Below are 11794 nucleotides of genomic sequence, written 5' to 3' on the forward strand. Positions count from 1 at the left end.
CGCGCTCGCCGAGGCCAAACGTCTGGAAGCCGAGCGCCTCGAGAATGAGCGCCTGGAAGCCGAACGCCTGGCCGCGGAAGAAGCCGAAGCGGCGCGCCTGGCCGCCGAACAGGCCGAAGCCGAACGCATCGCCGCCGAGGAGGCCGCGGCGCGTGCGGAGACCGAGCGCCTCGAAGCCGAACGCCTGGAAGCCGAGCGCATCGCCGCGCTGGAAGCCGAAGCCGCGCGGATTGCTGCCATCGAGTCCGAAGCCGAGCGTCTTGCCGCACAGGAAGCGGCTCGCCTCGAAGCGGAGCGCCTGGAAGCCGAACGCCTTGCCGCGCTGGAAGCGGCGCGGATGGAAGCCGAGCGCCTGGAAGCGGAACGTATCGCCGCCGCAGAGGCCGAAGAGGCCCGCCTTGCCGCAGAACGAGCGGAAGCCGAACGCCTGGCCGCGGAAGAGGCGGCCCGCCTCGAAGCCGAACGCGTGGAAGCGGAGCGGATTGCCGCAGAAGAAGCCGAGGCAGCGCGTGTCGCTGCCGAGCAGGCGGAAGCCGAACGCATCGCCGCGGAAGCAGCGGCTCGCGCCGAAGCCGAGCGGCTGGCCGCGGAAGAAGCGGCACGCCTCGAGAATGAGCGCGTGGAAGCCGAGCGCATCGCCGCCGAACAGGCAGAAGCGGCCCGCGTCGAAGCGGCGCGTGCGGAAGCCGATCGCCAGGAAGCGGAACGCATCGTGGCGGCCCGCCAGGAAGCGGATCGCCAGGAAGCGGCGCGCCTGGCCGAAGCCCGTGCCGAAGCCGCGCGTGTGGAAGCCGAACGTCGTGCCGCCGAAGTCGCTGCCGCGGCCAAGGCCCGCGAGCAGGCCGCGCTGGCGGCCCTGCTGTCGTCCGCGACCTCGGCCGAGGATCCGGACGAAGCGCTGGACATGGACGGGCTGGACGCCGAACTGGTCGACATCTTCGTGGAAGAAGGCGGCGACCTGCTCGATCATTCCGATGGCTTGCTCGCGCAGCTGCGCGACGCGCCGGAAGACCGCGAGGCCATGGTCGGCCTGCAGCGCGACCTGCACACGCTGAAGGGTGGCGCACGCATGGCCGGCATCATGCCGATCGGCGAGCTGGGCCACGCGATGGAAACCCTGCTCGAAGCCGTGGTGGCACAGCGCGCCGAGCTCGGCCGCGATGGCGTGCCGCTGCTCGAACGCGGCTTCGACCGCCTGCACGGCATGATCACCCGCGTCGCGGCGCGTCGCGCAGTCGGCCTGCCGGCCGGCCTGATCGAAGAACTGGACACCCGCGCGGAAGCCCCCATCAAGGCGGTTGCCGAAGCGGTCGACGACGGGCTGATGTTCGTGCCCGCGCCGGCGCAGAAGATCGAACTCAAGCCGCTGTCCGCGCCGATGGTGCAGGACGGTTTTGGCGAAGACGACGACATCGGCATCCGTGCGCCGCAGGAGCAGGTCCGCATCCGCGCCGACCTGCTCGATCGTCTGGTGAACTACGCCGGCGAAGTGGCGATCTACCGTTCGCGGCTGGAACAGCAGTTGGCTGCGTTCCGCGGCACCGCGCAGGAAATGGAGCAGACCAACCTCCGTTTGCGCGACCAGTTGCGCCGCCTCGATTCGGAAACAGAAGCGCAGATCATCGCCCGCTACCAGCGCGAAGGCGCGGCCGGCAACGAGACCTTCGATCCGCTGGAACTCGACCGCTTCAGCACCCTGCAGCAGCTGTCGCGCGCCCTTGGCGAGTCCGCGGCCGACTTGCAGGCGCTGCACGGGTCGATGGAAGACCTGACTCGCCAGTACGAAACCCTGCTGCTGCAGCAGTCGCGGGTGAGTTCGGACCTGCAGGAAGGCCTCATGCGCACGCGCATGGTGCCGTTCGAGGGCCTGGTACCGCGCCTGCGCCGCGTGATCCGCCAGGCCACCGGCGAGACCGGCAAGCAGGCGCAGTTGAAGCTGGACGGCGCGCAAGGCGAACTCGACCGCAGCGTGCTGGAGCGCATGACCGCGCCGCTGGAGCACATGCTCCGCAACGCGATTGCGCATGGTCTGGAAACGCCGGACGCACGCCGCAAGGCAGGCAAGGGCGACGAAGGCACGATCCGCGTCGCGGTTCGCCGCGAAGGGTCGGAAGTGGTGCTGCAGGTCGGCGACGACGGTGCCGGCCTGGATCGCGCCGCGATCCGCGCCCGCGCGATCGACCGCGGCCTGATCAAGCCCGACGCGATCCTGTCGGACGGCGACCTCGACGTCCTGATTCTGGAACCTGGCTTCTCCACAGCCGAAACGGTCAGCCGCCTGGCTGGCCGTGGCGTGGGCATGGACGTGGTGGCCAGCGAAGTGCGCCAGCTCGGCGGCACGCTGGACATCACCTCGCGTCCGGGCGAAGGCACCACCTTCACCCTGCGCCTGCCGCAGACGCTGGCGGTCACCCAGGCGGTGTTCGTCAAGATCGGCGATACCGAATACGCGGTGCCGATCGCCTCGGTGCGCGGCGTGGGCCGGATCAGCCGCGAGGACATGGCGAAGGACGACGCGCTCTACCGCTACGGCGGCGAAGACTACGCGCTGCATGATCTCGGTGGCCTGGTCGGCACCACGTCGGTGAAGGCGGAAGGGCAGTTGCAGGTGCCGTTGTTGCTGGTTCGCTCCGGCGAGCTGCGCGCCGCGGTCGCGATCGACCAGGTGGTCGGCAATCGCGAAATCGTGGTCAAGGCCGGTGGTCCGCAGCTGGCCTCGGTGCCGGGTATCTTCGGCGCGACGATCATGGGCGACGGCCGCGTGGTGGTCATCCTCGACATCGCCCCGCTGGTCCGCCGCTTCGCCGCGATGCCGCGTGATGCCGCGCCGGTCGAACAAGTGGTCGAACACCGTCGGGTGCCGCTGGTCATGGTGGTCGACGACTCGATCACGATGCGCAAGGTCACCGGCCGCGTGCTGGAGCGCCACAACTTCGAGGTCGCCACGGCGAAGGACGGCATCGACGCACTCGAGCGGATGGCCGACATCATCCCGGACCTGATGCTGCTCGACATCGAAATGCCGCGCATGGACGGCTACGAGCTGGCGACCGCGATGAAGGCGGATCCGCGCATGCGCGACGTGCCGATCATCATGATCACCTCGCGTACCGGCGACAAACATCGCCAGCGCGCGATGGACCTGGGCGTGGAGCGCTACCTCGGCAAGCCGTACCAGGAAGTCGAGCTGATGCGCAACGTGTTCGAGCTGCTCAAGCTGGAGCGCGCCGGTGACGGTCAGCTGCAATGAACCGCAAGCGCGTGGTCGTGCTGGCGCGCGCAGGGACGGCGCGCGAGCGCACTGAGGCTGCGATCGTGCAGGCCGGCGCGGATGTCGCCGCCCTGCTCGATCCGGCGACCGCGAGCGAAGACGATGTGCGCGCCGCGGCACCGGACGTGTTGCTGGTGATCCTGGATGCAGTGGTCGAACAGGCACTGGAGAAGTTCGACGGCGTGCTGGGCGACCCTGCGCTCGAAATCCTCTTCGACGATGCCGACGTCGCCGCCAAGCGTGATGCGTGGGAAACCGCGCGCTGGTCCCGTCACCTGCAAGCCAAGTTGCACGGTCATGACGACGTGCTGCCACCCGCTCGCGATGCTGCCGCCATGCCGACGGAGGTGGCTGCCGAGCCGCAAGGGTTCCAGGCAGAAATGGATGCCCTGAGCCTGCAGGTCGCGGCCATGCCCGACGTGCCGCAATCGCGCCCGCCGACCTCCTCGACCGCGCTCGGCGCGGTGGTGATCGCCGCCGGCGTGGGTGGTCCCGATGCAGTGCGCCAGTTGCTCGGCGGACTGCCGGTACATTTCCCGCGTCCGGTGTTGCTGCGCCAGCGTATCGAGGGTGGGCAATACGACAAGCTGGTCCGGCAGATGCAGCGTGCTGCGCAGATGCAGGTGGTGATGGCGCAGGCCGGCGATGCGCTGCAGGCGGCTACCGTGTACGTGCTGCCGGATGGCCTGGACATCCATGCCGCCCCCGCCGGGCTGGTATTCGCGTCCACCGACGGCGAACCGGCCTACGCCGCCCTGCGCGCCGAGGACAGCGCCCTGCTCCTGCTCAGCGGTGCCGATGCGAGCCTGGTCGACCAGGCCATGGCGATGCGCCTGGCCGGTGCCCTGGTCGTCGGCCAGTCCGCCGACTACTGTTTCGATCCGGCCGCCAGCAATGCGCTGGTGGCCCGCGGGGGCGAGGCACTGAGCCTGGCCCAACTCGCCCAAAAACTGCTGCAACGCTGGCCCGCCTGAGGTTTCCCATGTCCGTTCCCATGCAGACTGTTCCCGAGCAGATCATCCGCGGCGTGCTCATCCAGGTCGCCAATGCGCGCCTGCTGCTGCCCAACGCCACCATCGCGGAAGTGCTGTCGTATTCCGATCCGGAGCCGATCGCGGACGCGCCGGACTGGTTGCTGGGGCGCACGCGCTGGCGCGGCTGGCAGGTGCCCTTGGTATCGTTCTCGCGCTTCACCGGGGTCGCCGACGAGAAGGGCGGCCTGGGCAGCAAGGTGATCGTGCTCAAGGCACTGGGCGGCGACGCCAAGCGGCCGTTCTTTGCCCTGCTGACTCAGGGCTTTCCGCGCCTGGTGACGGTGACCGAAACCACGCTCTCTGCCGAAGGCGACGAAACCGAATTGCTGGAAGGCGTGCTGGGCCGCGTCCGCCTCAATGACGACGACGCGCTGGTGCCGGACCTCGCCGCGATCGAGGAACAGATCGCCGGCGCGCTCGCTGCCGCGGCCTGACCGCGGCGCTGGGGTCAGCCCAGGTCGCCGCAGGCGGCCTGCAGGGCCGCGATCGCCGCGATGCCGGCGGTCTCGGTGCGCAGCACGCGCGGCCCGAGCTTGAGTCCTTCGTAACCGGCCGCGACCAGCTGTTCGCGGTCGCGCGGCGACCAGCCACCCTCGGGCCCGATCGCGATCGTGCAGGCTCGCAATTCCACATCGCGCAATGACGACAGGGACGCCTCGGCGAACGGGTCGAGGATGAAACCGCGGCCTTCGCGCATGCCCGCGGCCTGCGCCAACGGCTGCGGCGCCACGACGTCGGGCACCATCGCACGACAACTCTGCTCACACGCAGCCACCACGACCCCGCGCCAGTGCGCCAGTCGCTTGTCCGCACGTTGCGCGTCCAGCTTCACTTCGCTGCGATCGCTGGTCGCCGGCAGGATCCGGGCGACGCCGAGTTCGGTCGCCTTCTGCAGGATCCAGTCCATCTTCTCGCCGCGGGCGATGCCCTGCAGCAGAGTGATCCGCAACGGCGATTCGTTGCCGATGCGCCGCGCCGCCGCGATCTCCGCGCGGGCTTCGCGCTTGCCGGTGACGGTGATGCGCGCGTCGTAGTCGTGGCCGTCGCCGTTGAACAAGGTGCAGGCATCGCCCACCTGCAGGCGGAGCACGCGCAAGAGGTGTGCGGCAACGTCTTCGGGCAACGCAATCTCCTCGCCGACGTGCAAGGGCAGGTCGACGTGGCTGCGGGTCAGGCGCATGCGGTGGCCTCCAGGATGGCATCGCGGGTCACGGAAGCCAGCAGTTCCAGCTGTTCGTCGTCGATGCAGTAGGGCGGCATCCAGTACAGGGTGTCGCCCAGCGGACGCAGCACCACACCGCGCTCAAGGGCTGCGCGATAGGCGCGCAAGCCGACGCGCATGGACGAGTCGAACGGTGTTCGCTTGTCGCCACCTTGAGTGAGTTCGAACGCCATGATCATCCCGGCCTGGCGGACATCGGCCACGTGCGGGAGTTCCACGAGCGGCGCGGCGAGTGCGGTCATGCGCGCTGCAGTCGTGCAGTTGCGCGCCAGCACGTCATCGGATTCGAAGATCGCCAGCGAGGCCAGCGCCGCCGCGCAGGCCAGCGGATTGCCGGTATAGCTGTGCGAATGCAGGAAGGCGCGCTCGCGCGAATCGTCCAGGAAGCCGTCGTAGAGTGCCTGCGTGCACAGCACCGCGGCCAGCGGCAGGAAGCCGCCGGTCAGGCCCTTGGACAGGCACAGCAGGTCGGGCTGCACGCCCGCCTGTTCGCATGCGAACAGCGTGCCGGTGCGGCCGAAGCCCACGGCGATCTCGTCGGCGATCAGGAACACGCCGTGCGCGTCGCAGAGTTCGCGCACGCGGCGCAGGTACTGCGGGTCATGCATGCGCATGCCGCCGGCACATTGCACGCGTGGTTCCAGGATCAGCGCGCAGATCTCGCCGGCATGGCGCGCCAGCAAATCGCGCAAACCATCGGCTGCACGTTCGGCACAGTCGTGAGCGGTTTCCCCCGGCGCGGCCGCATAGCTGTCCGGCGAGGGCGCGAACAATGCCTCGGCCAGCAACGGCGCATACACGCGCCGATACAGCGGGATGTCGCCGACCGACAACGCACCGATGGTCTCGCCGTGGTAGCCGTTCTCCAGGGCGACGAATTTCGTGCGCCGGTCTTCGCCACGGTTGCGGAACCAGTGGAAAGCCATCTTCAGCGCGACTTCCACGCCGGCCGAGCCGTTGTCGGCATAGAACACCTTGGCCAGCGGCTCGCGGTCGGCTTGTCGCGGCGCGATGGCCAGCAGTTTCTCGGCCAGTTCGACCGCGGGTTGATGCGAGAACCCGGCGAGGATCACCTGCTCCAGCGTCATCGCCTGGGTGGCGATGGCGTGCGCGATCCGTGGTTCCGCGTGGCCGAACAGGTTGGTCCACCAGCTGCTGACCGCATCCAGGTAGCGCCTGCCGTCGCGGCCGACCAACCATGCGCCTTCACCGCGCGCGATCGGCACCAGCGGCAGCACGTCCGGGTGCTCGCGCATCTGCGTGCACGGGTGCCAGAGCACGGCGAGGTCGCGCGCCCGCCAGTGTTCCGCGGCGGCTATCATGGGGCCATCGTGAAATCCTTCCATTCGCCCATTATCGCCGCGGGAGGCGTGCCATGAGCCGACCCCTGCCCATCATCCACGGCATCACCGAGCACAACGACAGCCCCTACCGGATGGAGCGTCTGGACCTGGAGTTCAGCAACGGCGAACGCCGCCGCTACGAGCGCCTGCACGGACGCGGCCACGGCGCGGTGGCAGTGGTGCCGATGCTGGATGCCGAGACGGTCCTGCTGGTGCGCGAATACGCGGCCGGCGTGCATCGCTACGAACTTGGCCTGGTGAAGGGCCGCATCGATGCCGGCGAGAGTCCCATCGAGGCCGCCAACCGCGAACTAATGGAAGAAGCCGGCTATGGCGCCCGCGACATCCGCGTGCTGCGCAGCATCACCCTGGCACCGGTGTACATGAGCCACCAGACCCACCTGGTGCTGGCGCGCGACCTGTATCCGCAACGCCTGCCCGGTGACGAACCGGAGGAACTTGAAGTGATTCCATGGAAGCTCGAAGACCTCGGCGAGTTGATCCTGCGCGAGGATTTTTCCGAAGGACGCACCATCGCCTCCTTGTTCATTGCACGCGAATGGCTGAAGCAACATGCCGATCGATGAAACCCTGCGCGACGCGGTCATCGCACTCGCACGCGCCGCCGCCGCCGAGATCCTGGCGGTTTACGAGAGTCCTTTCGCCATCGAGCACAAGGGCGACCGCTCGCCGCTGACCGCGGCCGACCTCGCCTCGCACCGCTGCATCGTGGCCGGCCTGCAGGCGCTGACGCCGCACATCCCGGTGCTGTCGGAGGAATCGAAGGACCTCGACATTGCCGCGCGCCGCGAATGGACGACGTTCTGGCTGGTCGATCCGCTCGACGGCACCCGCGAGTTCATCAAGCGCAATGGCGAGTTCACCGTCAACATCGCCTTGGTCGAACACGGCGTGGCGACGTGGGGCGTGATCCAGCAGCCGGTGACCGGCGCGCTCTGGCACGGCGGCGAAACGGTTGGCGCGTTCATCCGCGAGGGCGATGCCGGCGACGTGGCGGTCCATGCGCGCATTCCGGCATCGAAGCCGCTCCGCATCGCCGCAAGCCGATCGCATCGCGACGAACGCACGCAGGCGGTGATCGACGCATTGCCCGGCAGCGACGTCGTCGGCTGCGGGTCGTCGCTGAAGTTCTGCCGGATCGCCGATGGCGGCATCGACCTGTATCCGCGCTTCGGTCCCACCAGCGAGTGGGACACCGCCGCCGGCCAGGCGATCCTGGAAGGCGCGGGTGGTGCAGTCCTCGATCCGCGCGGCCGCCCGTTCCGCTACAACCAGCGCGACACATTGCTCAATGGCGATTTCATCGCACTTGGCGATCTGTCCCTGCGCGACAGCTTGCCCGGATGAGTGATCCACGCCAGATCGAGTCGCTGCTGGCGATCATGGCGACCCTGCGCAATCCCGATGGCGGGTGCCCGTGGGATCTGGCGCAGGATTTCTCGACGATTGCGCCGTACACGATAGAAGAGGCTTACGAAGTCGCCGATGCGATCAACCGCGGTGACCTGGGCGACCTGAAAGACGAACTCGGCGACCTGCTGCTGCAGGTGGTCTTCCACGCGCAGATGGCGAGTGAGCAGGGCGCGTTCGAATTCGGCGACGTGGTCGCGGCGATCTGCGACAAGATGACCCGCCGGCATCCGCATGTATTTGATGCACATGGATGTGCGAATGCCGCGGGAGGCAGGATGCCGGGAGCGGCGGCTGACGAAGCGCGCAAGGAAAACGCCGACGCGCAACTGCAGCACTGGGAAGACCTCAAGCGCGCCGAGCGCGCAGCGAAGGGCGATGCCGATGCATCGGCACTGGCCGGGATCTCGCGCGGCCTGCCGGAATGGCAGCGTGCGGTGAAGTTGCAGCACAAGGCGGCCAAGGTCGGTTTCGATTGGCCGGATGCCGAACCCGTGCTGGAAAAACTGCATGAGGAGATCGAGGAAGTCCGTGCGGAATTTGCGGCGGTGGCGGCATGCCCGGATGATGTCGCCGCGCGCGACCGACTTGAGGACGAACTCGGCGACATCCTGTTCGTCTGCGCCAACCTCGCGCGGCACGCCAAGGTGGATGTCGGCACGGCGCTGCGCAGGGCCAACCTCAAATTCGAGCGGCGTTTCCGCGCGATGGAAGCGCTTGCCGCGGCGGATGGCGGCCTTGCCGGTCAATCGCTGGAAGCGCAGGATCGCTACTGGGTTCGCGCCAAGGCGGCGGAGAAGGGAGCGGCATCATGAGCAGCGGCGTGCAGCAAGAGTTCGCCAGCTTCCGCGAGTTCTATCCGTTCTATCTCGGCGAGCATCGCAACATCATCTGCCGCCGCCTGCATTTCACCGGCACAAGTTTCGCCCTGGGGTTCATCCTGCTGGCGGTGACCAGCGGCAATCCGTGGTGGTTCCTCGGCGCATTGCTGTCGGGCTATGCGTTCGCGTGGATCGGGCATTTCTTCTTCGAGAAGAACCGCCCGGCCACGTTCAAGCACCCGTTCTATTCCTTCGCCGGCGACTGGGTGATGTACAAGGACATCCTGCTCGGCAAGATCCCGTTCTGATCCCTGCGTTACGCGTATCCACGCGGCTGGGACTCACTCCGGGACACGCCGTGAATACGTCCATGTAGGCTCATCGGCGACATCCATGTCGCCGAAGGTCCCGGAGCAAATCCCAGCCACACAGACACGCTTCTGACGCCGCTGCTTCGTTGTCGAACATCATTCCAGGAAGATCAACCACGCCGCCGCCGCGATCATGGCGAAGCCGGCCCAGTGGTTCCACTTCAGGGGCTGGCCCAGGTACCAGTACGAGAACCCCGCGAACACCAGCAGGGTCAGTACTTCCTGCATGCCCTTGAGTTGCGGCGCGCTGTACACCGCGCTGCCCATGCGGTTGGCCGGCACCATCAGCAGGTACTCGAAGAACGCGATCCCCCAACTCGCCAGGATCACCTTCCACAGCGCGATGTCCTTGTGCTTGAGGTGCGCATACCAGGCGAAGGTCATAAACACGTTCGAGAACAGCAGCAGCACGGGCGGGAGCAAACGTTCGTATGGCATGGCAGCGGTCGATGTGGGCGATGCCGTTAGCGTAGTCCTTCACGTGGCATCCACCGCGCGCCCGGCATCTTTCACAAAGCTGAAGACTTATACGGAGCATGTATGCGGGCACAGGAACAGGCGGGCTTGGTTCTCATCGTCGAGGACAACCGCAACATTTCGGAAATGGTCGGCGAATACCTGGAAAGCCGCGGCTTCGAGGTCGATTACGCCTCCGATGGTCTGGACGGTTACCGGCTTGCCGCCGAGAACACCTACGACGTCATCGTCCTCGACCTGATGCTGCCGCGGCTGGACGGAATCGAAGTATGCAAGCGCCTGCGCAACGAGGCGCGCAAGTCGACGCCGGTGCTGATGCTGACCGCACGCGATACCCTCGACGAAAAACTCACCGGGTTGTCGTCGGGCGCCGATGACTACCTGACCAAGCCGTTCGCTATCCAGGAACTGGAGGCGCGCCTGCGTGCGTTGATCCGCCGCGAGCGCCGCCAGGTGGGTTCGGAAGTGCTGAAGGTCGCCGACCTGGTGCTGGATCCGGCCTCGCTGCGCGCAACACGGGGTGGCAGCGAACTGCAGTTGTCACCGATCGGCCTGCGCCTGCTCACCATCCTCATGCGCGAGTCGCCGCGGGTGGTGACGCGCCAGGAAATCGAGCGCGAGATCTGGGGCAACAGCCTGCCGGATTCGGACACGCTGCGCAGTCACCTGTACAACCTGCGCAAAGTGATCGACAAGCCGTTCGACCGCCCGCTGCTGCACACGGTGCAGAGCGCGGGGTATCGCATCGCGGACATCGCCAGCCAGTTGGGCTGAGCCACGGGACGATTGGTGGCCAGCACCCAGCGCCACATCCGCGAGATCTTCCTGCTCCAGCTGGCGATCATTTGCCTGGTGGTGGTGCTGTGCGTGCTCGGCCTGCAGGCGATGTACGGGTCGATGGCGCTGCCCTGGTTGTCGGCAGTGGCGATCGCGATCGCGCTGGGGGCGATCGTCAGCGCGACCTGGATGGGATATCGCGCGACCAAGCGCGTGGTCGCGCCGATGGAGTGGTTGTTACGCGAGGTCGCGCGCTGGGATCCGCATCGTCCGGATACCGTTGCACTGGCGCCGGGCAACGTGCCGGCCGAGGTGCAGGGCGATGCGCGCAAGATGGCCGAAGCCCTGCATGCGCTTGGCCAGCGGCTGGATACCTACGTCACCCGGGAGCGTGACTTCACCCGCGACGCCAGCCACGAGTTGCGCACGCCACTCACGGTGATTCGCGTGGCGACAGACTTGATCGGTCATGACGAAGCATTGTCGGCACGTTCGCGACGTTCTTTGGGGCGCATACAGGACGCGGCGGAGTCGATGGAATCGCTGATGTCCGCACTGCTCCTGCTCGCGCGCGACAGTGAGGTGCCGCTGGAGACCGAAGACTTCGACGTGCGCGAAGTGGTGGAGCACGAAGTGGAGAAGGTGCGGCCGGTGCTCGAGGACAAGGGCGTGGCGCTGGTGCTGGACATGCAGGCCGAACCGGTCCTGCACGCGCCGCCACGCGTGCTGCAGGTGATCGTGTGCAATCTGCTCAGCAATGCCGCGCGCTTCACCGACACCGGTACGGTCAGCGTGCGTCTGCTACACGATCGCGTGGAGATCGAGGACACCGGCATCGGCATGGATGCAGCGGCGCTCGCACGCGCATTCGAGCCGTTCTATCGCGCCAGCATCGAGCAGCCGGTGGGCCCGGGCCTCGGCTTGTCCATCGCGCAAAGGCTCGGTCGACGCTGCGGGTGGCCCTTGCAACTGGCCAGCGTGCCGGGGCAGGGCACCCGCGCCAGCATCCTGTTCGCGGCCGTCAACCGGGACCAATGACCCGTTTCG

At 67.5% G+C, this 11794-nt stretch carries 11 protein-coding genes and 1 pseudogene; 9 read left to right on the top strand and 3 right to left on the bottom strand.

Annotated features, from left to right (window positions below; translation table 11 throughout):
* Positions 1-454: 454 nt before the first annotated feature.
* From H9L16_RS16525 to H9L16_RS08650, 3 genes and pseudogenes are all read left to right on the top strand, one after another.
* Positions 455-3250, top strand: a pseudogene (locus H9L16_RS16525) (response regulator); the annotation flags it as partial.
* Positions 3247-4245: a chemotaxis protein CheB gene (locus H9L16_RS08645; RefSeq protein WP_187551335.1), complete on the top strand. Its 999-nt coding sequence runs from the start codon at positions 3247-3249 to the stop codon at positions 4243-4245. The pseudogene H9L16_RS16525 and the gene H9L16_RS08645, both read left to right, overlap by 4 nt.
* 8 nt (positions 4246-4253) lie before the next feature.
* A complete protein-coding gene (locus H9L16_RS08650; RefSeq protein ID WP_233449381.1) occupies positions 4254-4739 on the top strand; it encodes a chemotaxis protein CheW in 486 nt (161 codons plus the stop codon).
* Positions 4740-4753: 14 nt separating this feature from the next.
* Here the strand turns inward: H9L16_RS08650 and H9L16_RS08655 are convergent, their stop codons facing one another.
* A complete protein-coding gene (locus H9L16_RS08655; RefSeq protein ID WP_187551336.1) occupies positions 4754-5485 on the bottom strand; it encodes a 16S rRNA (uracil(1498)-N(3))-methyltransferase in 732 nt (243 codons plus the stop codon).
* The gene (gene bioA, locus H9L16_RS08660) at positions 5476-6849 is read right to left on the bottom strand and encodes an adenosylmethionine--8-amino-7-oxononanoate transaminase (protein WP_229796612.1); all 1374 of its coding nucleotides are present in this window, start codon (positions 6847-6849) and stop codon (positions 5476-5478) included. The genes H9L16_RS08655 and bioA overlap by 10 nt, the downstream gene beginning before the upstream one ends.
* A gap of 53 nt (positions 6850-6902) precedes the next feature.
* Between bioA and nudE the strand changes: the two genes are divergently transcribed.
* Genes nudE through H9L16_RS08680 form a run of 4 tightly spaced genes read left to right on the top strand, consistent with a single transcriptional unit; the run spans position 6903 to position 9430 of the window.
* Positions 6903-7457 (top strand): ADP compounds hydrolase NudE, encoded by a 555-nt coding sequence (gene nudE / locus H9L16_RS08665; RefSeq protein ID WP_187551338.1) that lies wholly within the window; start codon positions 6903-6905, stop codon positions 7455-7457.
* Positions 7444-8238, top strand: a complete 795-nt coding sequence (gene cysQ, locus H9L16_RS08670; RefSeq protein ID WP_187551339.1) for a 3'(2'),5'-bisphosphate nucleotidase CysQ — start codon at positions 7444-7446, stop codon at positions 8236-8238. The genes nudE and cysQ overlap by 14 nt, the downstream gene beginning before the upstream one ends.
* Entirely contained in the window at positions 8235-9116 is an 882-nt protein-coding gene (gene mazG / locus H9L16_RS08675; protein WP_187551340.1) for a nucleoside triphosphate pyrophosphohydrolase, read from the top strand. The genes cysQ and mazG overlap by 4 nt, the downstream gene beginning before the upstream one ends.
* Positions 9113-9430 carry an Mpo1-like protein gene (locus tag H9L16_RS08680; RefSeq protein ID WP_187551341.1) on the top strand — a complete coding sequence of 106 codons (318 nt, stop codon included), beginning with the start codon at positions 9113-9115 and terminating at the stop codon, positions 9428-9430. The genes mazG and H9L16_RS08680 overlap by 4 nt, the downstream gene beginning before the upstream one ends.
* 159 nt (positions 9431-9589) lie before the next feature.
* On the opposite strand, the gene H9L16_RS08685 is transcribed toward H9L16_RS08680, so the two are convergent.
* Complete coding sequence (locus tag H9L16_RS08685; protein WP_187551342.1) at positions 9590-9931, bottom strand: DMT family protein; 342 nt, start codon at positions 9929-9931, stop codon at positions 9590-9592.
* Between the two features lie 102 nt (positions 9932-10033).
* On the opposite strand from H9L16_RS08685, the gene H9L16_RS08690 reads away from it, so the two are divergent.
* On the top strand, positions 10034-10744 hold the full coding sequence (locus tag H9L16_RS08690) for a response regulator transcription factor (RefSeq protein ID WP_187551343.1): 711 nt from the start codon (positions 10034-10036) through the stop codon (positions 10742-10744).
* 15 nt (positions 10745-10759) lie between these two features.
* Positions 10760-11785: a sensor histidine kinase gene (locus H9L16_RS08695; protein ID WP_187551344.1), complete on the top strand. Its 1026-nt coding sequence runs from the start codon at positions 10760-10762 to the stop codon at positions 11783-11785.
* The last annotated feature ends 9 nt before the right edge of the window (positions 11786-11794 follow it).

Source organism: Thermomonas carbonis (assembly GCF_014396975.1).
Lineage (GTDB): Bacteria > Pseudomonadota > Gammaproteobacteria > Xanthomonadales > Xanthomonadaceae > Thermomonas > Thermomonas carbonis.